We start from the raw sequence: 24,245 nt of genomic DNA on the forward strand, positions 1-24,245 counted from the left end.
CCGGTTTCCACTCAAGGATTCGCCGTTCCATGAAGATGAAGTCCCGTCTGTTGCATGCTTTCGTCTGCGCCGCACTGGTCGGCGTTTCGTCCCTGGCGCACGCGCAGGGCGTCTATCCCTCGCAGCCGGTGCGCCTGATCGTGCCGTTCGCGCCCGGCGGTTCCACCGATGTCCTGGCGCGGGCGGTGGCCGACGGCCTGCGCAAGGAGCTGGGCCAGAGCGTGGTGGTGGAGAACCGCGCCGGCGCCGGCGGCCTGATCGGCACCGAGGCGGTGGCGCGGGCCGAGCCCGACGGCTATACGCTGGGCATGGCCACCGTCAGCACCATGGCGGTCAATCCGCTGTTGTACGGTACGGCGCGCGTCGATCCGGCAAAGCAACTGACGGCGGTGGGTTCGGTGGCGAATGTGCCGGTGGTGTGGATGGTGAACCCGGCCTTTCCGGCGACGGACTTCGCGCAGTTCCTGGCCGAATTGCGGGCGCATCCGGGCAAGTATTCCTTCGGTTCGCCAGGCGTGGGGTCGCTCGGGCACCTGAACCTGGCGGCGATGAATGCCGACCTCCAGGTCGAGGTGTTGCACGTGCCCTACCGAGGCATGGGGCCCGCGTTGACGGCCGCCGTGGGCGGCGAGGTGCAGGTGCAGCAGGATCAGTACGCCTCGGCCCAGTCCTTGATCAAGGCGGGCAAGCTGCGGCCGATCGCGGTGGCCGCCCCCGCGCGACTGGCCGGCCTGCCGCAGCTGCCGACGCTGGCCGAACTGGGCTACCCGCAGTTGAATGCGCTGGGCCAGACCTGGTTTGGCCTGGTGGCGCCGGCGGGCACGCCCGAGGCCGTGGTGCTGCGCCTGAACGACGCGGTGCGGCGGGCGCTGGCCGAGCCGGCGCTGGTGCAGCGGCTGGCCACCCTGGGCGCCGAGCCCGACACCGGCACGCCGCAGGCTTTCAGCCAGCGCATCGCGCAGACCCTGGCCGCCAATCGCAAAATCATTGAAACTGCCGCCATCAAGCTCGACGAATGACGTTTTGCCGCCGCCGGCGACGTACCGTGGCCGGCGCCCGCAGATCCTGTAGACCGCAACTGGAGACACGATGGGAGCCATCGACATTCTTGCCCCGTTCATCGACGCGCGCAGCGACCGCTACGCCGAGCTGAGCGACCGCATCTGGAGCCTGGCCGAATTGCGCTATGACGAGCACAAGTCGGCCGAACTGCACATCGCCATGCTGGAGGAGGCCGGCTTTCGCGTCACCCGCGACGCCGCCGGCATCCCAACGGCCTTCGTCGCCGAGGCCGGCACGGACGGCCCGGTGATCGGCATCCTGGGCGAATACGATGCCCTGTCCGGCCTGAGCCAGGAAAGCGGCGCCTACGCCTGCCAGCCGTCGCCGGAAACGCCCAACGGCAACGGCCATGGCTGCGGCCACCACCTGCTGGGCACGGCCGCGCATTTCGCGGCGGTGGCGGTCAAGGAATTCCTCGAGCGCAATGGCCTGCCGGGCCGTATCCGTTTCTATGGCTGTCCGGCCGAGGAGGGCGGCTCGGGCAAGACCTTCATGGCGCGCGCCGGCCTGTTCGACGACCTGGACGCGGCGCTGACCTGGCATCCGGCTTCGCACACCGGCATCTTCCACCAGTCGTCGCTGGCAAACATCCAGGCCTATTTCCGCTTTCGTGGCGTGGCGGCGCACGCGGCCAATTCGCCACACCTGGGACGCAGCGCGCTGGACGCGGTGGAGCTGATGAACGTGGGCGTGAATTACCTGCGCGAGCACATGGTGCCGGACGCGCGGGTGCACTACGCGGTGACCAACAGCGGCGGCATCTCGCCCAACGTGGTGCAGGCCCGCGCCGAAGTGCTGTACCTGGTGCGCGCGCCGATCAATTCGCAGGCCGCCGAGCTGTACGAACGGGTCAAGAACGTGGCCCGCGGCGCGGCGCTGATGACCGGCTGCGAACTGGAGATCGTGTTCGACAAGGCCTGCTCCAACTACATTCCCAACGGCGTGCTGAACCAGGTCATGTACGCCAACATGCAGGCGCTGCAGGGACCCGCTTACACCGAGGGCGAACAGCAGGCCGCGCGCCGCATGTGGGACGCGATTTCGGCCGATGACATCGACAACGCCGGCAAGAACCTGGGCGCGGTGCTGCGCAATCCGACGCCGTTGTTCAGCGGCGTGGCGCCCTACGAGCCCGGCAGGCACGAGATCAGCTACGGCTCGACCGATGTGGGCGACGTCAGCTGGGTGACGCCCACCGCGCAATGCTGGGGCGCCTGCTATGCCTACGGCACGCCGTTCCATTCGTGGCAGATGGTGGCGCAGGGCAAGCTGTCGCTGGCGCACAAGGGCATGGTGCACGCGGCCAAGATCATCGCCGCCACGGCGGCGGATCTCTATCGGCAGCCCGAGACGCTGGCGCGCGCCAAGGAAGAGTTGTTGGAAATGCGCCGCGGCCAGCCGTACGTCTGCCCGATTCCGGCGGACGTGCTGCCGTCGTTCATGCGCAAGTAGGCGCAGGCGGGCGGCCGCGATCCGCGGCCGCCCGGTATTGCCGGGCGTCTTTCCCGGCCAGCGGGCGTCAGGCCGGCAGAGACGGCGCGTATTGCGCTTCCGTGCTGACCTTCTGGTGGAACTCGACCACCTTGCGCACGACCTTGCGCGGATCATCCTCGATGATGAACAGATCCAGGTCATGCGCCCCGATCATGCCATTGCCCAGTACCTGGCCGCCCAGCCATTCGACCAGGCCGGACCAGTATTCGCTGCCCACCAGCACGATGGGCGCGGGCGGGACCTTGCCGGTCTGGATCAGCGTCAACGCTTCGAAGAGCTCGTCCAGGGTGCCGAAGCCGCCCGGCATCGCCACGTAGGCGAAGCTGTGCATGAAGAACGTGGCCTTGCGGGAGAAAAAGTACTCAAACGACAGACTGATGGTCTGATACTCGTTGTTATGGGCTTCGTGCGGCAGGCTGATGTTCAGCCCGATGCTGGTGCCGCCGGTTTCGAAGGCCCCCTTGTTGGCCGCCTCCATGATGCCCGGGCCGCCGCCCGCGATGACCGCGAACCCCGCTTCGGCCAGGGCGGCCGAGATTGCCACGGTGGTTTCATAGTGGGGGGAGTTGCGGCTGACGCGCGCGCTGCCGAAGACACTGACCGCGGGCCCGATGTGCGCGAGCTTTTCCGCCGCCGTCCGTATCTCTGACATAATCAGCGGAATTTGTTTTTCGGCGGGCGTCGCCGCAATTGCCGTCGCAGTTGTTGCCGCAGTTGTTGCCATATCTGCCTTTGTAACCATGAAAAAAACCTTATTGCTGGTCGACGGTTCAAGCTACTTGTACCGCGCTTTCCACGCTATGCCTGATTTGCGCAATGCGCAAGGCGAACCTACGGGTGCGCTGTACGGCGTAGTCAATATGTTGCGCAAGCTTGTATCCGACTATAAGGCAGAGTATGCCGCATGTATTTTCGATGCGCGTGGCAAGACGTTCCGCGACGATCTGTATCCGGAATACAAGTCGCACCGTCCGCCCATGCCGGAAGACCTGGCGGCCCAGATCGAGCCCATCCACCGCGCCGTGCGCGCCCTGGGTTGGCCGGTGCTGGCCATCGAGGGGGTCGAGGCCGATGACGTGATCGGCACGCTGGCCTGCCGCGCCGCCGAACGCGGCGTGCATACGGTGGTGTCCACCGGCGACAAGGACCTGGCGCAACTGGTCAACAGCCACGTCACCCTGGTCAACACCATGAGCGGCGAGGTGCTGGACGAGGCCGGCGTGCTCAACAAGTTCGGCGTGGCGCCGGACCGCATCGTCGACTACCTGATGCTGGTGGGCGATACCGTCGACAACGTTCCGGGCGTGACCAAGGTCGGCCCCAAGACGGCCGCCAAGTGGATCTCCGAGTTCGGCTCGATCGACAAGCTGGTCGAAGGCGCCGAAGGCATCAAGGGCGTGGCGGGCAACAACCTGCGCGAAGCCATCCCCAATTTCCCGCTGACGCGCCAGCTGCTGACGGTGAAGTGCGACTGCGACCTGACCGGCCACGTCGACAGCGTCGACGACCTGACGCCGCGCGATCGCGACGACGCCACCCTGACCGAACTGTACGAACGCTACGGTTTCCGCACCTGGCTGCGCGATCTGACCGGCGACGCCGAGCGCGTGCCGACGGGCGACGCCCGCGTGGCGGCCGAAGTGCCGGCCGCGCCCACGGAGCTGGATTACCGCATCATTGCCGACTGGCCGGCGTTCGACGCCTGGATGGAACAGGTGGACAAGGCGGCGCTGGTGGCGGTGGATACGGAGACCACCTCGCTGGACGAGATGCAGGCCAAATTGGTCGGCCTGTCGATGGCGGTGGCGCCGGGCGTGGCCTGCTATATCCCGGTCGCGCACCGCGGCCCGGATGGCGCCACGCAACTGCCCAAGGACGAGGTGCTGGCACGGCTGCGTCCGTGGCTGGAAGACGCCTCGCGCGCCAAGCTGCTGCATCACGCCAAGTACGACACCCACGTGTTCGCCAACGAAGGCATCCGCCTGGCGGGCATCGCCGAAGACACCATGCTGCAGGCCTACGTGCTGGAGTCGCATCGCGGCGTCGGCCTGAACGACCTGGCGCAGCGCTATCTGGGCCGCAGCGGGGTTTCGTACGAAGACCTGTGCGGCAAGGGTGCCAAGCAGATCGGCTTCGACGAAGTGGCGGTGGACAAGGCCGGCCATTACGCCGCCGAGGACGCCGACTTCACGCTGCAACTGCACCAGGTGCTGCGCCCGCAGGTGGCGGCCGATGCCGGGCTGGAACGCATCTACCTGCTGGAGATGCAGGTGTCGGCGGTGCTGACCACGATCGAGCGCAACGGCGTCAAGGTCGATGCGGCGGAACTCGGCCGCCAGAGCCACAAGCTGGGCCAGGAAATGCTGCAGCTCGAGCAGAAGGCCTATGAACTGGCAGGGCAGCCCTTCAACCTGAATTCGCCCAAGCAGCTGGGCGAGATCCTGTTCGGACGCATGCAGTTGCCGGTGGTGCGCAAGACCGCCGGCGGCGCGCCATCGACCGACGAGGAAGTGCTGAGCAAGCTGGCGCAGGACTACCCGCTGCCGCAGGTGCTGCTGGAGTACCGCGGGCTGTCCAAGCTGAAGTCCACTTACACGGACAAGCTGCCGCGCATGATCAATCCCGATACCGGCCGCGTGCACACGCACTATTCGCAGGCCGCGGTGATCACTGGCCGCCTGGCGTCGTCCGATCCCAACCTGCAGAACATCCCGGTGCGCACCGAGGCCGGGCGCCGGGTGCGCGAGGCCTTCATCGCCGAGCAGGGGCTGCTGCTGTCGGCCGACTATTCGCAGATCGAGCTGCGCATCATGGCGCACGTGTCGGACGACGCCAACCTGCAGCGCGCCTTCGCGGCCGGCGAGGACATCCACCGCGCCACGGCGTCGGAAGTGTTCGGCGTGGCGCTGGCGGATGTGTCGTCCGAGCAGCGGCGCGCGGCCAAGGCGATCAACTTCGGCCTGATCTACGGCATGGGCGTGTTTGGCCTGGCGTCCAACCTGGGTATCACGCGCGACGCGGCGCAAGCGTATATCGACCGCTACTTCGCCCGCTATCCCGGCGTGGCCATGTACATGGAGAACACGCGCCGCGTGGCCCGCGAGCAAGGCTACGTCGAGACCGTGTTCGGGCGCCGGCTGCAGCTGCCGGAGATCCGCGGCGCCTCGGGGCCGCGTCGCCAGGGCGCCGAGCGCGCGGCGATCAACGCGCCGATGCAGGGCACCGCGGCCGACCTCATCAAGATGGCGATGGTGGCGGTGCAGGACTGGCTCGAAGCCGAAAAGCTGCAGACCCGCATGATCATGCAGGTGCACGACGAACTGGTGCTGGAAGCGCCGGACGCCGAACTGGAGCTGGTCAAGCAAACCCTGCCGCGCCTGATGTGCAACGTGGCCGAGCTGCGCGTACCGCTGGTGGCCGAGGTGGGCGTGGGCAAGAACTGGGAACAGGCGCACTGAAGCCCGGGCGCGGCGTCACTGGCGCCGCGTGGGCGAGGAGCGCGGGCCGCGCAAGGGAAGGGCACGGCTTCCTTGGGCGGCCTATTTCCGCTTTTTGTCCTGCAACAATATAATGTTGCGCTTCCTCCCTGACAATAATACGTCCCCCAAATGCTGCTGCTCTGGGTCCTTCTTGCCACCATCACCGGCGGCCTCATCGCCGTCCTTGTCGCCAGCTGGCTGGCCTACAAGGTTTTCGCCCACTATCTGCACCACATGGTCAGCCTGTCCGTGGGAGTGCTGCTGTCGGTCGCGCTGCTGCACCTGCTGCCGGAGGCCTTTGAAAGCGGGGTGGCCGATGCCCATGTGCTGTTCGGCCTGATGCTGGCGTCGCTGATCGGCTTTTTCGTGCTGGAGAAGATCGCGCTGCTGCGCCACAGCCACCATCACGAGGGCGACGGCCACCATCATCATCATGGCCACGACCGCCACGAGGCGGGGCGCGGGGGCGTGCTTATCCTGATCGGCAGTTCGCTGCACAACCTGTGCGACGGCGTGCTGGTTGCGGCGGCCTTCCTGACCGATCCGCTGCTGGGCGTGCTGACGGCCGCCTCGATCATCGTGCACGAGGTGCCGCACAAGCTGGGCGATTTCGTGGTGCTGCTCAACGCCGGCCTGGCGCGCCGTCGCGCTTTCGCGCTGATCCTGTTCACCAGCTTGTGTTCAGCCGTGGGCGGCATAATAGGCTACTTCGTGCTGCAACAGGCGCAGGACTGGGTGCCGTACGTATTGGTGGTTGCCGCGAGCAGCTTCCTCTACATCTCGGTGGCCGACCTGATGCCGCAGATGCACGAACGGGTATCCCTGGCCGATGCGGTGCCGCAATTGCTGCTGGTGGGCGTGGGCGTGGTGCTGATCTACAGCGTCACGACGCTGATGCACCACGGGCATGATCACGAGGCGGGCGCCGGCCACGGCGCGGCGCGTACAGAGCACGTGCATACGCATTGAACCGCAGCGTGCGCGATACCCGGCTTTGCTTTCGAACCTGGCCGGTCGTGTCGTGGATGCCGCAAGGCGAACCGCGGGACATCGGCTCCGCCTTGATTCCTACCAGGAGTTCGCCATGAGTTTTTCCGCCGCCGCCGGCAATGTCGCCCCCACCGTGATCCACACGGACGCCCAGGGGCTGGCCCACGGGGATTTCCAGTTGCCCGTGGCCGATGGATCCATCAGCGCCTATTACGCCGCCCCCGAAGGCAGGCGCGACCTGCCAGTGGTGCTGGTGATCCAGGAAATCTTCGGGGTGCACGAGCACATCAAGGATATCTGCCGCCGGGTGGCCAAGGCCGGTTATCTGGCCGTGGCCGCGAATCTGTACGAGCGCCAGGGCGATGCGTCGACCTATACCGATATTCCCAAGCTGATCTCCGAAATCGTCAGCAAGGTGCCCGACGAGCAGGTGTTCGCCGACCTGGACGCCAGCGTGGCGTGGGCCGCGCAGCATGGCGGTGACCCGAAGCGGGTGGCGGTGACAGGGTTCTGCTGGGGCGGGCGCCTGACCTGGATGTACGCGGCGCACAATCCGGACGTGAAGGTGGGCGTGGCCTGGTATGGCCGACTGAGTTCGGGGCACGGACCGTTGATCAAGCGCTTCGCGTTCGATGTGGTCAATGAACTGCATGCGCCGGTGCTGGGCCTGTATGGCGCCAAGGATGCCAGCATTCCTGTGTCGGATATCGAAATAATGAAAACCAAGCTGGCCGGCGGCAATGAAAATGCCAGGCGCTCCGAGTTCGTGGTGTACCCGCAGGCGGATCATGCTTTCCTGGCGGATTACCGGATGAGTTATCAGGCGGAAGCGGCCAAGGATGGGTGGGGGAGGATGCTGGAGTGGTTCAAGCGGTACCTTTGAGAGGGATTGTGCCCTTGGCGTCATGAGAAGCCGCTGCGCGTTTGCGTGGCGGTTTTTTTTAGGGGGTGTTGCTTTCGTAGGCCGCCCGGCGCGGGTGCCGCACGGGTGGGCGCGCCTGCGATTGCGGTCCGGAGCCTTCGCTCCGGACTACCCCAACCTCAACCTCGTACGCCTTCGGCTTCCTACGGTTTCCGTCGGGCGCATCTGACGGCGCGCCCACCCGTGCGGCACCCGCGCCGGGCTACCGGTTTCGAGGCATGGGGCGCTGCTGGACCGCGGCGGCATGCGAGAGGTTTGCGGGGCCCGCCAGGGTCGGCTGCGCGGGCAGCCGATCCTGCATACGCGGTGTGCGGCGTCGGGGCCGGGTTCGCTGCGCGCGCGCGGGAAGAGGGGGGCGATAGGTAGTGCGGTGTCGCGGAGAGAACTGTCCGCCTATTGCGCCCCGTAGATGAATGAAGGGGAGCGAGTTCTATCGCATGCGGCAATCGCCACCGTGCGACACAGTTGCTTCAAGCCGGGGTAGCCCCCAACGGTGGCAGCCATTGCTGGGCAGCGCGGGAGCCTTCAAAAATCTCCCGCCAGGATGGCCGGCCCGCCGCCCGGCCGCCCGAAGGCGGGCCAGCCCCCTCGGGGGGCAGCAAGCGCGCGAAGCGCGCGCGGCGTGGGGGCCGGCCCGCCGCCCGGCCGCCCGAAGGCGGGCCAGCCCCCTCGGGGGGCAGCAAGCGCGCGAAGCGCGCGCCGCGTGGGGGCCCTAATTCCCCGCTTCGCGCAGGCGGCTGGGGAGGAGTTCGCCGTGGCGGGCCAGGAGGGGATAGGCGGCGGCGCCGACCAGGTGGGAGTTGATGCCCTTCATGTCGCGCAGGATGTCGAGGTAGAGGGCGCCGACTTCGGCGGCGTCGACCTGGCCGCCCTTGATTTTCTGCAGATGGGCGTCCGCGGCCTGCGTTTCGATGGTGCGGAAACGGGACTTTTCGCCAGCCAGGGCGCGGGCCTGGCGCAGGTCGTCGTTGACGAACAGGGCGGCGGCCTGGCGCTGGTTGGAGATCAGTTCACCCAGGGTGTCGTCGAGGCTGGCGCGTTGTTCGGGGGAGAAGGTCCAGCCCTGCTTGCGCAGCTTGGCGATGTGGCTGAGCAGGCCGTGGTGGGCGATGTCGCCGGCATGGCCGATGTTGCTGATGAAGGCAAGGATGTCATCCATGCGCTGCACGTCGTCGCGCGTCATGTTTTCCTGGTCGAGCGTGGCCAGGTAAGTGGTGATGGCGCTTTCGAGCTTGTCCAGGGCCGTGTCGAGCTGGCGCGCCTGCACCATGCGGTGGCGATTGTCGCGCTTGAAGCCGGCGCGCGCGTACAGCAGCAGGGTCTGCAGCATGTCGGCCATGCGCAGGGCTTCGCGGGCGGCGTTGCCCAGCGCGACGGCGGGCACGTCGTGGGCCCATTCGTCCAGGTATTGCGGGCGGGACGGGTCATTGGGATCGGCGCGCTTGGGCAGCCAGCGGGTCAGCAGGGCGGCGTAGGGCGCCAGCAGCGGCAGGAACGCCAGCGCAATGACGGCGTTGAAGAGGGTGTGGAAGTTGGCGACGGCGCGCGCCGGGTCGCTGGACATCTCGCTCATCAGCGGTTGCAGCCAGGGCAGCAGCACCAGGCCGGCCAGCACCCCCAGGATGCGGGTCAGCAGGTTGCCCAGGGGCAGGCGGCGGGCGGCGGGGTCGTCGCCGGTGACGCCCTCGATCATGGGGTTGATGGCGGTGCCGAGGTTGGCGCCCAGCACCAGCGCGAAAGCCACGTGCGGCGCCACCATGTGATGGCTGGCCAGCGACATGACCAGCACCACCACGGCGACGCTGGAGTGGGCGGCCCAGGTGAAGGCGGCAGACAGCAGCACGGCCGCCACCGGCTGGGTGGCCAGGGCGTCCAGGATCATGCCCAGCATGGGAGCGGTCTGGAACGGCTCGAACAGTTCCACCAGTTGGTGCAGCGACAGCAGCAGCAGGCCGAGGCCGATGAAGACGCGGCCCAGGTCGCGGGTGCGGCCCGGCGGATAGCGGCGGAACATCCAGACGCCGGCGAGGATCAGGATGGGCGCCAGCGAGGTCAGGTCGAACGACAGCAACTGCACGATCAGCGTGGTGCCGACGTTGGCGCCGAGCATGGCGGCCAGGGCCGGCACCAGGCCGACCACGCCGCCCGCGGCAAAGCCGGTGATCATCAGGCCGGTGGCGGTGCTGCTCTGCAGCGCCGCGGTGATGCCCAGGCCGGCGGCGAAGGCGCGCAAGCGGGTGCCCAGCGCCCGGCCGAGGGCAGCGCCGAGGGCGGCGCCGAAGGCGCGTTGCACGCCTGTCTGGACCATGTGCACGCCCCACAGCAGCAGGGCGACGTAGCCGGCGAAGTCAAGCAGGGTAATGAGTCCGGACATCCTGGGGTGGTTCCATTCTTTTTATGACAAGAAATAATTCTGTAATGATCGCATGCCGGGGCAGGTGGGGAAACCCGTCCCTGGAATACAGCATACGCCCCGCAGGGCTTTGCTGCGTAGTGTCGGACCTTGCGCGTATCATTGCCGGATCATTCTTGGATGCAGGGGAGTTGCGGTGGCCGTTTCCGTTTTCGATCTGTTCAAAATAGGCATAGGCCCGTCGAGTTCCCATACCGTCGGCCCCATGCGGGCCGCATTGCTGTTTGCCCAGGGGCTGGAGCGCGACGGCCTGCTGCCCAAGGTGGCGAGCGTGCGCGCCGAACTCTATGGGTCGCTCGGCGCCACGGGCAAGGGCCACGGCACCGACAAGGGCGTGCTGCTGGGCCTGATGGGCGAGGCCCCGGATACCGTCGACCCCGCCGCCATCGCCGGCATGATCGCCTCGGTGCGGGCCAGCCGCCAGCTGCCGTTGCTGGGCCACTATCCGGTGCCGTTCGTGGAAAAGGAACACATGATGTTCTACCGCCGCGAAGCCATGGCCGAGCACCCCAACGGCATGAAATTCCACGCCTTCGATGCCGAGGGCCAGTCGCTGCGCGAGGCCCGTTACCTGTCGGTGGGCGGCGGCTTCGTGGTGACGGCGGGCGCGTCCAACAGCCAGGTCATCGCCGCGCACGACCAGTTGCCGTACCCGTTCCGCACCGGCCGCGAGTTGCTGACCATGTGCCGCGAGAGCGGCCTGAGCGTGGCCCAGTTGATGATGAAGAACGAGCTGACCTGGCGCGAGGCCGGCGAGGTCGCGGCCGGGCTGGACCGCATCTGGCAGGTGATGCAGGACTGCGTTTCGCGCGGCTGCGGCATCAACTATCCCGAAGCCGACGGCGAGCTGCCGGGTCCGCTGCGGGTGCGCCGCCGCGCCCCCGAACTGTACCGCAACCTGACCCAGCGCGCCGAGCGCACGCTGTCCGATCCGCTGTCGGTGATGGACTGGGTCAACTTGTACGCCATGGCGGTGAACGAGGAAAACGCCGCCGGCGGCCGGGTGGTGACGGCGCCGACCAACGGCGCGGCGGGCATCATCCCGGCGGTGCTGCACTACTACGACCGTTTTGTCCCCGGTTCCAACCGCGAGGGCGTGCGCGACTTCCTGCTGACCGCGGCGGCCGTGGGCCTGCTGTACAAGTACAACGCCTCGCTGTCCGGCGCCGAAGTCGGCTGCCAGGGCGAGGTCGGCGTGGCCTGTTCGATGGCGGCTGGCGGCCTGGCCGCTGCGCTGGGCGGCTCGGTCGAGCAGGTCGAGAACGCGGCCGAGATCGGCATGGAGCACAACCTGGGCCTGACCTGCGACCCGGTCGGCGGATTGGTGCAGATTCCCTGTATCGAACGCAACGCCATGGCCTCGATCAAGGCCGTCAACGCCGCCCGCATGGCATTGCGCGGCGACGGCCAGCACTACGTGTCGCTGGATTCGGTCATCAAGACCATGCGCGAGACCGGCGCCGACATGAAGACCAAGTACAAGGAAACGGCGCGCGGCGGCCTGGCGGTGAATATCGTCGAGTGCTGAGGCGGGCGCGCCCCAAACAAAAAGCCCCTTGATCGCTCAAGGGGCTTTTTTTCATTGCCGAGCCGCCTCAGGATGAAAACGCGCCTTCGGGGGGGCCAGCAAGCCGCTGGCGCGGCGCGGAGGCTTTTCTCGTGGGCCGTTGCCGGGATCAGATCACGCGGGCGTTCTGCAGCGCGGCGATGCGGGCCGGGATCGGCGGGTGCGAGGCGAACATGGCCGCCAGGCCGCCCTTGCCGGTGATGCCGGAGGCTTCGAACGACTTGGGCAGTTCGCCCGGTTCCAGGCCGCCCAGGCGGGCCAGGGCGCGGATCATGGGTTCGCGGGCGCCCATCAGGTGGGCCGAGCCGGCGTCGGCGCGGTATTCGCGCTGGCGCGAGAACCAGGCCACGATGATCGAGGCCAGGATGCCGAAAATGATCTCACAGACGATCACGGTGACCATGTAGCCGGGGCCGAGGCCGCGTTCGTTCTTGAACACCACGCGGTCGATGAAGTAGCCGACCACGCGCGCCAGGAACACCACGAAGGTGTTGACCACGCCCTGGATCAGGGTCAGCGTGACCATGTCGCCGTTGGCGATGTGGGCCACTTCGTGGGCCAGCACCGCCGCCACTTCCTCTTCGCTCATGCTTTCGAGCAGGCCGGTCGACACCGCCACCAGCGAGTCGTTCTTGAAGGCGCCGGTGGCGAACGCGTTGGGCGCGCCGTCGTAGATGGCGACTTCCGGGCGGCCGATGCCGGCGCGATCGGCGAGCTGGTGGACGGTGTCCAGCAGCCAGGCCTCGCGCTGGTTGCGCGGCGCGTTCGGATCCAGCACCTGGGCACCGGTGCTCCATTTGGCCATGGGCTTGCTGATCAGCAGCGAGATGATGGCGCCGGTGAAGCCGACCACGACCGAGAAGATCAACAGCGCCTGCAGGTTCAGGCCGTTGGCGGTCAGGTAGCGGTCTACGCCCAGGATGCGCAGCGTGGCCGACAGCACGAGCATGACGGCCAGGTTGGTAATGACGAAAAGGATGATGCGTTTCATGCTTTTTTTGTTCCTCAGCGAGCGGGACTTGTGCGGGATTGGACTGTGCCGCGGCGCAGCAGTTCCCCGACTGCCGGCGCCGCCCCCGGTGACGGAGAGTATAGTATCGCTTTCCCCTATTTCCCCCTCACTTTCACCTGAGCGCTGACCCCCAAATGCAGGCACTTTGGATGTTGCTGGCGTCCGCCATGTTCGCCATCATGGGGTCGTTCGTGAAGCTGGGCACCGAGCACGGCGCGACGCTGCCGCAAGTGGTGCTGTTCCGCGGCCTGCCATCGGTGGTGCTGCTGCTGATCTGGGCGCGCGCCGGGCGCCAGTCGATCGTGCCCACCAGCTGGAAACTGCACCTGTGGCGCAACCTGTCCGGCGTCACCTCGATGTGGCTCGGTTTCTTCGCCATCTCCCATCTGCCCCTGGCCACCGCCACCAGCCTGAACTACACGGCGCCGCTGTTCATCGCGTGCTGGATGCTGGGGTGGGGCGGGGCGCAGCGCGACCCGGTGCGGATCGCGGCCGTGGCCCTGGGCTTTTTGGGCGTGATCGCGGTGCTGCGTCCCAGCATCAACGAAGACCAGTGGCTGGCTGCCCTGCTGGGCCTGGGGGCGGGCGCCATGTCGGCCATCGCCATGATGCAGATCCGCCAGCTGGGCCGTATCGGCGAGCCCGAGTGGCGCACGGTGCTGTTCTTTTCGGTGGCGGTGTGCGCTTCCAGCTTCGCCGGCCTGGGCTTCGAGGGCTGGGGCCAGGCCGACTGGACCGGTTACAGCTCGCTGCTGGGCGTGGGCGTGACGGGCCTGTTCGGCCAGTTGGCCATGACGCGGGCGTTCGGCCTGGGGTCTGCATTGCTGACCGCGGCCCTGCAATACAGCACGATCATCTTCGCGGCCCTGCTCGGCATGGGTTTCTGGGGCGATACCCTGGACGGCCTGGCCTGGGCCGGGATGGGCCTGATCATTTCGGCGGGCCTGCTGTCGGTCTGGCGCACCATGCGTGACCCCAAGCCGACCTGATCCCGCCAACCCGACCCTATCAGAGGAGAATTTCCGATGACGATGACCCTGATTTCCGCGGCCGACCTGGCCACGCACCTGGGCGCGGCGGACGTGCGCGTGTTCGACGTGCGCCACGACCTGACCAACCACGCGGCCGGCCGTGAAGCCTATGCCGCCGGCCATATTCCCGGCGCCCGCTACCTCGACCACGAAACCGAGCTGGCCGCCGCCCGGACCGGCAAGAACGGCCGCCATCCGCTGCCCGACCGCGGCCAGTTCGGCGCCTTGATGGCGGCGCACGGCGTCACGCCCGAAACCCTGGTGGTGGCCTATGACGCCAGCGGCGGCATGTACGCCGCGCACCTGTGGTGGATGCTGCGCTGGCTGGGTCACGACCGGGTGGCCGTGCTCGACGGCGGCTGGCAGGCCTGGCAGGCCGCCGGGCTGCCCACCTCCACCGAGGCGGCCGCGCCGGTGCAGGCGGGTGCGCCGGTGACGCCGGCGGCGCCGCTCGTGGGCAGCGTGGATGCGCAGGCGGTGCTGGACAACATCGCCCGGCCCGCGTTCACCGTGATCGACGCGCGCGCCGCCAACCGCTATCGCGGCGAGGTCGAGCCGATGGATCCGGTGGCCGGCCACATCCCCGGCGCGCTGAATCGTCCGAACGGCCAGAACCTGCAGGCCGACGGCCGCTTCAAGGACGCGGCGCAGTTGCGCGAGGAATTCACCGCCCTGCTGGACGGCCGCGACCCCGGGGCCATCGTGCACCAGTGCGGCTCGGGCATCACGGCCTGCCACAACCTGCTGTCGATGGAAATCGCCGGCCTGGCCGGCTCGCGGCTTTATCCGGGCTCGTGGAGCGAGTGGTGCAGCGATCCGTCCCGGCCGGTGGCCAAGGGCGAGTGAACGCACCGGCCGGCCCCGCCGCAAACCGGGCCTGAAACCGCGCCGTGGTATTCCGACGGCGCGGGTGGCGGTCTTACCAGACCGCCGCCAGCTTGACCCGTCCGGAGACGCTTTCGGCGATCTCCAGGAAGTGGTCCAGCGGCGGCGTGGCCAGCCCTGGCACCTTGGCCATGTCGTCCCAGCGCCTCAGGCGGATCGCATCCGGCGCGCCCGGCATGCTGGCGAAATCCACCGCCTGGCCCGCATCGAAGCTGCCCCCCTGAAGCGCCAGGCTGCGCTTCGAATCCTCCGAAAGCGACGCTTCATACTGCGGCTCCACATAGCAGAGGTAGCGCTTGGCCTCCACGTGCAGCCGGATCGGGTCCAGCACCGCCGAGCTGAACAGCCCGCGCAGGAACGGCAGCACGAAATACTGGTGCTTGTCGTCGATGCCGCGCAGCGTGGGCGTGTCGGGATGGTCGGCGATCAGGTGCCCGAGGTCGTGCAGCAGGCAGGCGGTGATCAATTGGGCATTGGCGCCATTGCGTTCGGCCAGCGTCGCGGTCTGCAACGCATGCCGCAAATGGCTGACGGATTCGCCATGATAGGAACGGTGCCCGCGTTCCAGGAAAAGCTGTTCGATGTCCTGCAGGGTCAAGGCCATGGTTGTCTCCTGAGTGGCCGCAAGGGGAAGAGGCGGGCAGTGATCCCTGGGATCAGCCGGCTGCCGGCGCCATCTCCAGAAAGCGCGCGATGAGTTGCACCGGTTGGCGCTCGCGCAGGCAGTACAGGTATTCATGCATCACGACGTCGGCGCCCTCGATGTCCAGGGCCGCCAGCTCGGGATGGGACGGAATTTCGCGTGACGGGATCAGGCTGATGCCCAGTTCGCACAGGATCGCCTGGCGGATCGATTCGCGGCTGCCGATTTCCAGCGTGCGCTTGACCGTCACGCCGGCCGCCTGCAGGGCTTCTTCGGTCAACTGGCGCGTCATCGAGCCGGGTTCGCGCAGCAGCAGAGCGTGATCGGCCAGGTCCGCCAGCGCCACCTTGCCGCGCCGCGCCAGCGGGTGGCCGCGGTGCGTCACCACGCGGATCGGGTCGGCCGCGATCATGCGGCGGTACAAATGCTTGTCATCCATCAGAAACGAGGACGTGGCAATCTCGATGCGATAGTCGTGCAGCGCCTGCAGCATGCTCTGCGAGTTGCCGATGGCCACGGTCAGGTCGATGCCGGGGTAGAGCTGGTTGTAGCGGCGCACCGTGTCCATGATGTAGTACGGCCCGGTGGCGCCGATGCGCAGGTTGCCCTCGCGCAGGTCGCTGGCGTCGCGCAGCCGGAAATCGATCTCGGTTTCCTGCTGCACCAGCTTTTCGACCATCGGCATCAGGCTGTGCCCGGCATCCGACAGTCGCATGCCGCGGCCCTGGCGGTGGAACAGCTCGACGCCATAGCGCGATTCCAACTGGCGCAGTTGCCCCGTCACCGTGGGTTGGCTGACGCCCAACTGGGCCGCGGCCTTGGTGACGGTGCCGCAGCGAGCCACGGCATAGAAGGATTTGAGTTCGGCGACGAGCACGTTGGGCAGGGCCTGTAAACGGATGAATTGGTGGACGGATTGCGCAAGACCGCCAGTACACCAAAATAATTTGATGTTTTTATTACTGCATTTGCGCGAAGTGTCATAAACACTCAATACGCGCCTTCCATACTGCCTTCGTTCCCAGACCGGAGGCCCCATGGCCCAACAGCTCCAACGCGATACCAATACTGTTCCGACCGGCGCCGCGCCGCCGCACGGAGCGCCGCGCGGGGGCTTTCTTTCGGTCAGCAATCTCGTCAAGCGCTTCGGCAGCCATACGGCGCTGTCGGATGTGTCGCTGGATATTCGCGCTGGCGAACTGGTGTGCCTGCTGGGTCCGTCGGGTTGCGGCAAGACCACGCTGCTGCGCGCCATCGCCGGGCTTGAGCGCCAGGACAGCGGCACCATTTTGCTGTCGGGCCGGGATATCTCCCATGCCGAGCCGCAGGAGCGCGACTACGGCATCCTGTTCCAGTCCTACGCGTTGTTTCCCAACCTGACCGTGGCCCAGAACGTGGCCTACGGTTTGAGCGGCAAGCGCGCCCATCGCAAGCACGTGGCCGACCGGGTCGAGGAAATGCTGACGCTGGTGGGCCTGGCCGGCGCCTCTCATAAATATCCGGGACAGATCTCCGGGGGCCAGCAGCAGCGCGTCGCCCTGGCCCGCGCGCTGGCGCCGTCGCCGTCCCTGTTGCTGCTGGACGAGCCGATGTCGGCGCTGGACGCCCGCGTGCGCGAACACCTGCGCATCGAATTGCGCGCGCTGCAGAAGCGCCTGTCGATCACCACGCTGATGGTGACGCACGACCAGGAGGAAGCGATGGTCATGGCCGACCGCATCGCCGTCATGAACGGCGGCGTCATCGAGCAGTTCGGCACCCCGCGCGAACTGTATCGCCAGCCTGGCTCGGCCTTCATCGCCGATTTCGTCGGCGAGGCCAACTGGCTGCCGTTCGAGCGTATCGACGCGCACCGCGCCCGCGTCGGCCGCCAGGAACTGGCGGTGGACGAGGCGCTGGAGCGCAACGTCGGCAAGCTGTTCGTGCGGCCCGAGGCGGTGCGCGTGAGCGTGGCGCGTCCGGAGCAGCCCAACACCATGCTGGCCGACGTGCTCGATGGCGTGTTCCTGGGCCGCGGCTACCGCCTGGCGCTGCGCCTGGAAGGCGTGCCCGGCGCCACCGTGCATTCGATCGTGTCCCCCGAAACCGGAGACGCCCTGCTGGGCCCTCACGCCGCCAGCCGCTGCTGGGTGGAGCTGCCGCGCCATGCGATTCGCGCCTACGCTTGATCCGGCTTCGAGCCGCGCACCCGCCGCCATGTCCGCGCCCGCCGACACGTCCGTCGCCCCCGCTTCTGCGTCACTGGGCCGCCGGCCGCTGCCCGCCTGGGTCGGGGCCTTCGGACTGACGCTGGGGCAGGGCGCCCTGGCGCTGGGCCTGGCGCTGTTCCTGGCCCTGCCGCTGGTGGCCATCCTGGCCAAATCGGTCACCGACGCCAATGGCGACTGGGCCGGCCTGTCGGTGGTGCTGGGCATCATCGGTGCCGACGGTTTCCTGGGCATGGTCGGGCGCAGCCTGACGGTGGGCGTGGTCACCATGATGCTGGTGGTGCCCTGCGCCTACGCCTTCGCCTATGCCCTGACGCGCAGCCGCATTCCCGGCAAGGGCCTGCTGCGCACCATCGCGCTGCTGCCGCTGCTGGCGCCGTCGCTGCTGCCGGGCATCGCGCTGGTCTACCTGCTGGGCAACCAGGGCCTGCTGAAAGGCCTGTTCGGCGGCGCCACCATCTATGGTTTCTGGGGCATCGTGGCGGGCGAGGCGTTCTACACCTTCCCGCACGCGCTGATGATCCTGCTGACCGGCCTGACGCTGGCCGACGGCCGCCTCTATGACGCGGCGCGCGCCATGGGCGCGGGGCCGCTGCGCACCTTCATGACGGTGACCCTGCCCGGCACGCGTTATGCCGTGTTCTCGGCCTGCTGCGTGGTGTTCACGCTTACGGTGACCGACTTCGGCGTGCCCAAGGTGGTGGGCGGCGACTACAACGTGCTGGCGATGGAAGCCTACAAGGCGGTGGTCGGTCAGCAGAACTTCCCCAAGGGCGCCGCCATCGGCATCCTGCTGTTGCTGCCGGCGCTGCTGACCTTCGTGCTCGACCGCCGCCTGCGGGCGCGCCAGGGCGCCCAGTTGAGCGGTCGCGCCCAGCCCTATGCGGCCGGCGCCAACCGCCGGCGCGACGCGGCCTTCCTGCTGCTGGCGGGCGGCATGGCCGGGTTCCTGCTGCTGATCATCGGCGTGGCGGTGTGGGCCTCGTTCGTGAAGATGTGGCCCTACAACCTGTCGCTGTCGCTGCGTTCTTACGACTTCGACAACATGGATGGCGGCGGCTGGCTGGCCTGGCGCAACAGCCTGGAACTGGCCTTCTGCACCGCGCTGATCGGCACGGTGGTGGTGTTCCTGGGCGCCTGGATGATGGAAAAGGTGCCGGCCCGCAGCGCCTCGGCGCGCGGCCTGCGCGGCGTGCTGGGCATGTTGGCGCTGATGCCGATGGCCGTGCCCGGCCTGGTGCTGGGCCTGGGCTACATCTTCTTCTTCAACGGCGCCGCCAATCCGCTCAATGTGCTGTACGGCACCATGCCGCTGCTGGTGCTGTGCACGGTGGTGCACTTCTACACCAGCGCGCACCTGACGGCCGCCACCGCGCTGAACGCGCTGGACCCGGAGTTCGAGGCGGCCTCGGCCTCGCTCAAGGTGCCGCGCATGACCACCTTCCTGCGCGTGACGCTGCCGATGTGCCTGCCGGCCGCGCTCGACGTCGCCCGCTACCTGTTCGTTTCCGCCATGACCACCGTGTCGGCCGTGGTGTTCCTGTACAGCCCGTCCACGGTGCTGGCCGCCGTCGCGGTGCTGAACATGGATGACGCCGGCTTCATCGGCCCGGCCGCCGCCATGTGCACCGTGATCATGGCCAGCTCGGCGGTGGCGGCGCTGCTGCTGCACCTGGCCAGTCGCGCCCTGGTGGCGCGCAGCCAGGCCTGGCGCCGGCCCGCCGCCCTTTGATTTGAATATTCTGCAAGGAAGACCCTCATGACTGTTTCGCCTCTGCCCGTCCGCCTGGAAGCGGTGATTTTCGATTGGGCCGGCACGCTGGTCGACTTCGGTTCGTTCGCCCCGACCAAGGTGTTCGTCGACGCCTTCGCCGAGTTCGGCATGGACGTCACGCTGGAACAGGCCCGCGGCCCGATGGGCGTGGGCAAATGGGACCATATCCGCGCGCTGTGCGACGAGCCCGCCATCGCCAACCAATACCAGGCCCGGTTCGGCCGCCTGCCGACCGACGACGACGTCACCGCCATCTATGAGCGCTTCCTGCCGATGCAGTTGGACAAGGTGGCGCAGTACTCGGCCGCCATTCCCGGCGCGGCCGAGCTGCTGCGCGCGCTGCGCCAGCGCGGCCTGAAGATTGGCTCGTGCTCAGGCTACCCCGGCAGCGTGATGCGCCGCGTGGTCGAGCGCGCCGCCGGCGAAGGCCTCGAACCCGATTGCATCGTCGCCAGCGACGACGTGCCGCGCGCGCGCCCGGCGCCGGCCATGGCGCTCAAGAACGTCGTGGAGCTGGGCCTGACGGATGTGGCCGGCTGCGTCAAGGTCGACGACACCGCCCCCGGCATCGAGGAAGGCCGCCGCGCCGGCATGTGGACCGTCGGCCTGCTGCTGTCGGGCAATGCCGCCGGCCTGACGCTGGACGAATACCTGAGCCTGGACGACAACGGCCGCCGGGCGGCCCGCGAACGCGCCGGCCGCGAACTGTCCGGCGCCGCGCCGCATTACCTGATCGACACCGTGGCCGACCTGCCCGGCGTGATTGCCGATATCGAATCCCGCCTGGCGGCGGGCCAACGCCCCTGAGGCCGCTGGCGCCGGGATCCTGACCCAACCTTTTTTCGCAACGCACCGCGGCGGGCATGGGCCGGCCGCGGCGACCCGACTCACCCTTTTTCCGCCCACCCACGGAGTACCTTCATGAAACGCTTCACGCTGCTTGCCCTGGCCGCCGCTTTCGCCGGCATCACCGGCGCCGCTTCCGCCGAGACCACGCTGACCGTCTACACGGCGCTGGAAGCCGACCAGATCAAGGCCTACCAGGCCGCCTTCGAAAAGGCCAACCCCGACATCAAGATCCAGTGGGTGCGCGACTCCACGGGCATCATCACCGCCAAGCTGCTGGCCGAAAAGGGCAACCCCAAGGCCGACGTGATCTGGGGCCTGGCCGGCACCTCGCTGGGCCTGATGGACAAGGAAGGCATGCTGCAGCCCTACGCCCCCAAGGGCCTGGACCAGATCGCCGCCAACATGCGCGATGCCAAGGCCGAGCCGACCTGGGTCGGCATGGACGGCTTTGCCGCCGCCATCTGCTTTAACACCGTCGAAGCCGAAAAGCAGAAATTGCCCAAGCCCGAATCGTGGCAGGACCTGACCAAGCCGGTCTACGCCGGCAAGATCGTCATGCCGAACCCGGCCTCGTCGGGCACGGGCTTCCTGGACGTCAGCGCCTGGCTGCAGATCTTCGGCGAAGAAAAGGGCTGGGCCTACATGGACGCCCTGCACAAGAACATCGGTTCGTACACGCACTCGGGCTCCAAGCCGTGCAACATGGCGGCCGCCGGCGAATTCCCGATCGGCGTGTCGTTCGACTACCGCGCCGCCAAGCTCAAGGCCGACGGCGCGCCGGTCGAAGCCGTGTTCCCGTCGGAAGGCCTGGGCTGGGAAGTCGAAGCCACCGCCATCGTCAAGGGCACCAAGAACCTGGAAGCCGCGCGCAAGCTGGCCGACTTCTCGGCCAGCCGCGAGGCCAACGAGCTGTACAAGGCCAACTTCGCGGTGCTGGCGATTCCCTCGATCGCCACCTCCAACCCCAACCTGCCGGCCGACCTGACCAAGCGCATGATCAAGAACGACTTCGTCTGGGCCGCCACCAACCGCGACCGCATCATCGCCGAATGGAGCCGCCGCTACGACGGCAAGTCCGAGCCCAAGAAGAAGTAATCGGGCCACCGCGGCGGCCACGCCGCCGCGGCAGGGCGGGCGCCCGGGCGGGCGCTTCCCGGGCAACCTTTCTGCCTCATTCTCCAAATGAAAAAATTCGACGTAGTCGTGGTCGGCGCCGGCATGCTCGGCATCGCCCATGCCTGGGCCGCCGCCAAGCGCGGCCTGTCGGTGGCCGTGATCGAACGCAGCCGCCAGGCGCATGGCGCCACCATCCGCAATTTTGGCCAGGTGATCGTCACCGGCCAGGCCCCCGGCATGATGCTGTCGCACGCCCAGCAGGCGCGCGAGCTGTGGCTGGACCTGGCATCCCAGGCCGGCTTCCATGTGCGCGCCAACGGCGCGCTGGTGCTGGCGCGCGACGCCGGCGAGGCCGACGTGCTGGACGAATTCGCCCGGACCCGCCTGCAACAGGAAGGCTATCGCGCCGAGCTGCTGTCGGGCCGTGAGGTGGCAAAGCTGTATGACGGCCAGCTGGCGCACCACTGCGCCGCGCTGCGCGGGCTGGACGACCTGCAGATCTATTCGCGCGAGGCCTTGCCGGCCATCACCCGCTACCTGGCCGAATCGCTGGGCGTCGAATTCGTCACCGGCACCCTGGCGCGCGCCGTCGAGCAAGGGCAGGTCGCGACCACCGCAGGCGACTTCACCGGTGCGCACGTCTTCGTCTGCCCCGGCCACGACTATCTGACGCTGCTGCCCGAACGGTTCGCGCCGCTGAACCTGGAAGTGACGCGCCTGCAAATGTTGCGCGCGGCTTTCGAGACGCGTCCCATGGCGCTGGACCGCCCGCTGCTCACTGGCCTGTCCTGCGTGCACTACGGCGCCTTCTCGGACCTGCCGTCGGCGTTGGCGCTGCGCGCGCAGATCCAGGCGCGCACGCCGATGCTGCTGGAAAACGGCATCCACCTGCTGATCAGCCCCACGCCTTATGGCGAGCTGATCATCGGCGATTCGCACCGCTACGGCCAGGATGCCTTCCCGTTCAACGACGAGGCCGTCGATAACGCCATGCTGGACCTGGCGTCGCAGGCGCTGGGGGCGCGGCTGCGGGTGCTGGAGCGCTGGCAGGGCGTCTATGGCACGCATGGGCCGGCGCCGTTCTCGGTGATGCCGGTGGACGCTGCCACCACGGTCGCGGTGATGCACTCGGGCGTGGGCATGACGGTCGGGCTGGCGATCGGGGAGCGCACGGTCGCCGCCGCCCTCGGCCGCTGAACTGCCGCCCCGGCAAAAAGAAAGGGCTCGCGATCGCGAGCCCTTTTGCGTTGGCGGAGCGTGTCCTCAGAGCCGCTCCTGCATGATGCGGCGGTACCACTCGTGGAAGTGCTGCATGCCGTCTTCCATCGGCGACTGGTAGGGACCGGTCTCGTTCACGCCGCGCAGCATCAGGGCCTTGCGGCCGGCGTCCATGCGCTCGGCGATCTCGTCGTCCTCGATCGCCGTTTCCATGTAGGCCGCGCGCTGCGCCTCGACGAACTCGCGCTCGAAGGCGGCGATTTCCTCGGGGTAGTAGAACTCGACCACGTTGACGGTTTCCTGCGGGCTCTTGGGATACAGCGTCGACAGCACCAGCACGTGCGGATACAGCTCGATCATGTGGGTCGGGAAATACGTGACCCAGACCGCGCCGAAATCGGGCGCGTCGCCATCGCGGAACGACAGCAGGCGATCGTGCCATTGCTTGTAGACGTCCGAACCCGGTTGCGCCAGCGCGTTGTGCACGCCGACCTTCTGCAGGCTGTACCAGTCGTTGAACTCCCAGGTCAGGTCGTCGCAGGTGACGAAGCGGCCCAGGCCGGGGTGGAACGGGCCGACGTGGTAGTCCTCCAGGTACACCTCGATGAAGGTCTTCCAGTTGTAGTTGCACTGGTGCACTTCGACGTGGTCCAGCACGTAATCGCCGAAGTCGAACTCGGGCCGCGCGAACAGCGGCGCCATGTCGGCGGCCGGGTCGCGCGGGCCTTCGAACAGCAGGCCATGGCAATCACGCAGCCGGAACTTCTGCAGGTTCATGCACGGCGTGGTCTCGAACTGCGGCGCGCCCAGCAGCTCGCCCTGGTTGTTGTAGGTCCAGCGGTGCAGCGGGCAGACGATGTTGCCGCCGGTGGCCTTGAGGCTGCCGTGCGAATTGCAATGGCCGGTGACGTCGCCGGCCTGGCCGCCCAGCATCAATGCCTGGCGGTGGCGGCAGACATTTGAGATGAGTTCAACGCCCTGCTGGTTGCGAACCAGCACGCGCCCTCCATTTTCCTGGGCCAAGGTGCGCCAATCCCCGACCTCGGGCACCAGCTTCTGGTGGCCGACGTACAGCGAGGATTGCTTGAAAATGAGTTCTTGCTCGCGGGCAAAGAGGGCTTCGTCAAAATAAGCACTGACGGGTAGCTGGGTGCGAGCTGGCACAACATGTGCCATCCGACCGATGTCGGTCATGATTCCCTCCGCTCGGATGAATATTTCCCCCAACGCCGCGCCCACTGTGTACTACGTACCAGCTGGGCTGACCTGCCCTCAAATGGGGGCCTCTTTCTGGGGCGGCCCGGCGTTAAAAAGCCAGGACGGCTTGAGCTTCGTCACATCCCCTGCCGCTGTTGCGACATTGTTGCGTCGCTGTTGCTTCACCACTGCTGCCTCACTATTGCGCGTTTGAGCGCTGTCGTGTTTTGCAATCGCGGTATGCAAGAGGGGTGGCTAAATCCGTTCTGGCGCGAAGAAAAATCGGTGTCTGGCCGATCAAGTAAGCCGTCAATTGTACCCCAACCCTTTTCCCCACGCCCGTGAAGATCGGTGAAGCTTAGTGAAGATCCGGCCGCGCTGGTTTG

19 protein-coding genes are annotated in these 24,245 nt (G+C 67.5%); 13 read left to right on the plus strand and 6 right to left on the minus strand.

The genetic code is table 11. The annotated features are described in order from the left end of the window. Positions 1 to 29 precede the first annotated feature (29 nt). Positions 30 to 1,019, plus strand: coding sequence for a Bug family tripartite tricarboxylate transporter substrate binding protein (locus tag ACUTAG_RS23750; RefSeq protein ID WP_233436969.1), 990 nt, complete (start codon positions 30 to 32; stop codon positions 1,017 to 1,019). A 70-nt stretch (positions 1,020 to 1,089) separates the two neighbouring features. Continuing rightward, positions 1,090 to 2,514, plus strand: a complete 1,425-nt coding sequence (locus ACUTAG_RS23755) for a M20 family metallopeptidase (RefSeq protein ID WP_054480939.1) — start codon at positions 1,090 to 1,092, stop codon at positions 2,512 to 2,514. Positions 2,515 to 2,581: 67 nt separating this feature from the next. Here the strand turns inward: ACUTAG_RS23755 and ACUTAG_RS23760 are convergent, their stop codons facing one another. Then, on the minus strand, positions 2,582 to 3,298 hold the full coding sequence (locus ACUTAG_RS23760) for an LOG family protein (RefSeq protein WP_444978597.1): 717 nt from the start codon (positions 3,296 to 3,298) through the stop codon (positions 2,582 to 2,584). On the opposite strand from ACUTAG_RS23760, the gene polA reads away from it, so the two are divergent. The 3 genes from polA (at position 3,297) to ACUTAG_RS23775 (ending at position 7,908) form a co-directional block, all read left to right on the plus strand. Beyond that, positions 3,297 to 6,014, plus strand: a complete 2,718-nt coding sequence (gene polA / locus ACUTAG_RS23765; protein WP_026383126.1) for a DNA polymerase I — start codon at positions 3,297 to 3,299, stop codon at positions 6,012 to 6,014. The genes ACUTAG_RS23760 and polA overlap by 2 nt on opposite strands. Before the next feature lie 150 nt (positions 6,015 to 6,164). Beyond that, positions 6,165 to 7,004 (plus strand): ZIP family metal transporter, encoded by an 840-nt coding sequence (locus tag ACUTAG_RS23770; protein ID WP_006388343.1) that lies wholly within the window; start codon positions 6,165 to 6,167, stop codon positions 7,002 to 7,004. A gap of 115 nt (positions 7,005 to 7,119) precedes the next feature. Further along, positions 7,120 to 7,908 carry a dienelactone hydrolase family protein gene (locus ACUTAG_RS23775; protein ID WP_047992281.1) on the plus strand — a complete coding sequence of 263 codons (789 nt, stop codon included), beginning with the start codon at positions 7,120 to 7,122 and terminating at the stop codon, positions 7,906 to 7,908. Positions 7,909 to 8,659: 751 nt separating this feature from the next. Here ACUTAG_RS23775 and ACUTAG_RS23780 read toward each other — a convergent pair. Next, complete coding sequence (locus tag ACUTAG_RS23780) at positions 8,660 to 10,321, minus strand: Na/Pi cotransporter family protein (RefSeq protein WP_006388345.1); 1,662 nt, start codon at positions 10,319 to 10,321, stop codon at positions 8,660 to 8,662. A 175-nt stretch (positions 10,322 to 10,496) separates the two neighbouring features. Between ACUTAG_RS23780 and ACUTAG_RS23785 the strand changes: the two genes are divergently transcribed. Further along, a complete protein-coding gene (locus ACUTAG_RS23785; RefSeq protein WP_006388346.1) occupies positions 10,497 to 11,888 on the plus strand; it encodes an L-serine ammonia-lyase in 1,392 nt (463 codons plus the stop codon). A gap of 148 nt (positions 11,889 to 12,036) precedes the next feature. Here the strand turns inward: ACUTAG_RS23785 and htpX are convergent, their stop codons facing one another. Next, on the minus strand, positions 12,037 to 12,918 hold the full coding sequence (gene htpX, locus ACUTAG_RS23790) for a protease HtpX (protein ID WP_006388347.1): 882 nt from the start codon (positions 12,916 to 12,918) through the stop codon (positions 12,037 to 12,039). Between the two features lie 155 nt (positions 12,919 to 13,073). On the opposite strand from htpX, the gene ACUTAG_RS23795 reads away from it, so the two are divergent. Together ACUTAG_RS23795 and ACUTAG_RS23800 are read left to right on the plus strand one after the other, a co-directional pair. Next, positions 13,074 to 13,928: a DMT family transporter gene (locus tag ACUTAG_RS23795; RefSeq protein WP_006388348.1), complete on the plus strand. Its 855-nt coding sequence runs from the start codon at positions 13,074 to 13,076 to the stop codon at positions 13,926 to 13,928. Between the two features lie 36 nt (positions 13,929 to 13,964). Next, the gene (locus ACUTAG_RS23800) at positions 13,965 to 14,816 is read left to right on the plus strand and encodes a sulfurtransferase (protein ID WP_054484675.1); all 852 of its coding nucleotides are present in this window, start codon (positions 13,965 to 13,967) and stop codon (positions 14,814 to 14,816) included. 73 nt (positions 14,817 to 14,889) lie between these two features. Here ACUTAG_RS23800 and ACUTAG_RS23805 read toward each other — a convergent pair whose 3' ends face one another. Next, a complete protein-coding gene (locus ACUTAG_RS23805; protein WP_006388351.1) occupies positions 14,890 to 15,459 on the minus strand; it encodes a phosphonate degradation HD-domain oxygenase in 570 nt (189 codons plus the stop codon). Positions 15,460 to 15,511: 52 nt separating this feature from the next. Beyond that, positions 15,512 to 16,375, minus strand: a complete 864-nt coding sequence (locus tag ACUTAG_RS23810) for a LysR family transcriptional regulator (RefSeq protein ID WP_006388352.1) — start codon at positions 16,373 to 16,375, stop codon at positions 15,512 to 15,514. A 160-nt stretch (positions 16,376 to 16,535) separates the two neighbouring features. Here ACUTAG_RS23810 and ACUTAG_RS23815 point away from each other — a divergent pair, with 160 nt between their 5' ends. The 5 genes from ACUTAG_RS23815 to ACUTAG_RS23835 all read left to right on the plus strand — a co-directional run bounded on the left by ACUTAG_RS23815 (position 16,536) and on the right by ACUTAG_RS23835 (position 22,641). Next, positions 16,536 to 17,666: a putative 2-aminoethylphosphonate ABC transporter ATP-binding protein gene (locus tag ACUTAG_RS23815; protein ID WP_006388353.1), complete on the plus strand. Its 1,131-nt coding sequence runs from the start codon at positions 16,536 to 16,538 to the stop codon at positions 17,664 to 17,666. Between the two features lie 28 nt (positions 17,667 to 17,694). Continuing rightward, positions 17,695 to 19,437 carry a putative 2-aminoethylphosphonate ABC transporter permease subunit gene (locus tag ACUTAG_RS23820; RefSeq protein ID WP_392388241.1) on the plus strand — a complete coding sequence of 581 codons (1,743 nt, stop codon included), beginning with the start codon at positions 17,695 to 17,697 and terminating at the stop codon, positions 19,435 to 19,437. 27 nt (positions 19,438 to 19,464) lie between these two features. Then, complete coding sequence (gene phnX, locus ACUTAG_RS23825) at positions 19,465 to 20,286, plus strand: phosphonoacetaldehyde hydrolase (protein WP_020924533.1); 822 nt, start codon at positions 19,465 to 19,467, stop codon at positions 20,284 to 20,286. 114 nt (positions 20,287 to 20,400) lie between these two features. Continuing rightward, positions 20,401 to 21,423 carry a putative 2-aminoethylphosphonate ABC transporter substrate-binding protein gene (locus ACUTAG_RS23830; RefSeq protein ID WP_148316511.1) on the plus strand — a complete coding sequence of 341 codons (1,023 nt, stop codon included), beginning with the start codon at positions 20,401 to 20,403 and terminating at the stop codon, positions 21,421 to 21,423. An 87-nt stretch (positions 21,424 to 21,510) separates the two neighbouring features. Further along, positions 21,511 to 22,641: a TIGR03364 family FAD-dependent oxidoreductase gene (locus tag ACUTAG_RS23835; protein WP_047992285.1), complete on the plus strand. Its 1,131-nt coding sequence runs from the start codon at positions 21,511 to 21,513 to the stop codon at positions 22,639 to 22,641. Between the two features lie 66 nt (positions 22,642 to 22,707). Here the strand turns inward: ACUTAG_RS23835 and ACUTAG_RS23840 are convergent, their stop codons facing one another. Next, a complete protein-coding gene (locus ACUTAG_RS23840; protein WP_024068221.1) occupies positions 22,708 to 23,856 on the minus strand; it encodes an aromatic ring-hydroxylating oxygenase subunit alpha in 1,149 nt (382 codons plus the stop codon). Positions 23,857 to 24,245 lie beyond the last annotated feature (389 nt).

Source organism: Achromobacter sp. CSND-B12, from assembly GCF_052906545.1.

Bases quoted from the DNA above. Each gene is read 5' to 3' on its own strand.
- ACUTAG_RS23750 (WP_233436969.1), top strand. From the start codon at position 30: ATGAAGATGAAGTCCCGTCTGTTGCATGCTTTCGTCTGCGCCGCACTG.
- ACUTAG_RS23755 (WP_054480939.1), top strand. From the start codon at position 1,090: ATGGGAGCCATCGACATTCTTGCCCCGTTCATCGACGCGCGCAGCGAC.
- polA (WP_026383126.1), top strand. From the start codon at position 3,297: ATGAAAAAAACCTTATTGCTGGTCGACGGTTCAAGCTACTTGTACCGC.
- ACUTAG_RS23760 (WP_444978597.1), bottom strand. From the start codon at position 3,298: ATGGTTACAAAGGCAGATATGGCAACAACTGCGGCAACAACTGCGACG.
- ACUTAG_RS23770 (WP_006388343.1), top strand. From the start codon at position 6,165: ATGCTGCTGCTCTGGGTCCTTCTTGCCACCATCACCGGCGGCCTCATC.
- ACUTAG_RS23775 (WP_047992281.1), top strand. From the start codon at position 7,120: ATGAGTTTTTCCGCCGCCGCCGGCAATGTCGCCCCCACCGTGATCCAC.
- ACUTAG_RS23780 (WP_006388345.1), bottom strand. From the start codon at position 10,321: ATGTCCGGACTCATTACCCTGCTTGACTTCGCCGGCTACGTCGCCCTG.
- htpX (WP_006388347.1), bottom strand. From the start codon at position 12,918: ATGAAACGCATCATCCTTTTCGTCATTACCAACCTGGCCGTCATGCTC.
- ACUTAG_RS23795 (WP_006388348.1), top strand. From the start codon at position 13,074: ATGCAGGCACTTTGGATGTTGCTGGCGTCCGCCATGTTCGCCATCATG.
- ACUTAG_RS23800 (WP_054484675.1), top strand. From the start codon at position 13,965: ATGACGATGACCCTGATTTCCGCGGCCGACCTGGCCACGCACCTGGGC.
- ACUTAG_RS23805 (WP_006388351.1), bottom strand. From the start codon at position 15,459: ATGGCCTTGACCCTGCAGGACATCGAACAGCTTTTCCTGGAACGCGGG.
- ACUTAG_RS23815 (WP_006388353.1), top strand. From the start codon at position 16,536: ATGGCCCAACAGCTCCAACGCGATACCAATACTGTTCCGACCGGCGCC.
- ACUTAG_RS23820 (WP_392388241.1), top strand. From the start codon at position 17,695: ATGTCCGCGCCCGCCGACACGTCCGTCGCCCCCGCTTCTGCGTCACTG.
- phnX (WP_020924533.1), top strand. From the start codon at position 19,465: ATGACTGTTTCGCCTCTGCCCGTCCGCCTGGAAGCGGTGATTTTCGAT.
- ACUTAG_RS23830 (WP_148316511.1), top strand. From the start codon at position 20,401: ATGAAACGCTTCACGCTGCTTGCCCTGGCCGCCGCTTTCGCCGGCATC.
- ACUTAG_RS23835 (WP_047992285.1), top strand. From the start codon at position 21,511: ATGAAAAAATTCGACGTAGTCGTGGTCGGCGCCGGCATGCTCGGCATC.
- ACUTAG_RS23840 (WP_024068221.1), bottom strand. From the start codon at position 23,856: ATGACCGACATCGGTCGGATGGCACATGTTGTGCCAGCTCGCACCCAG.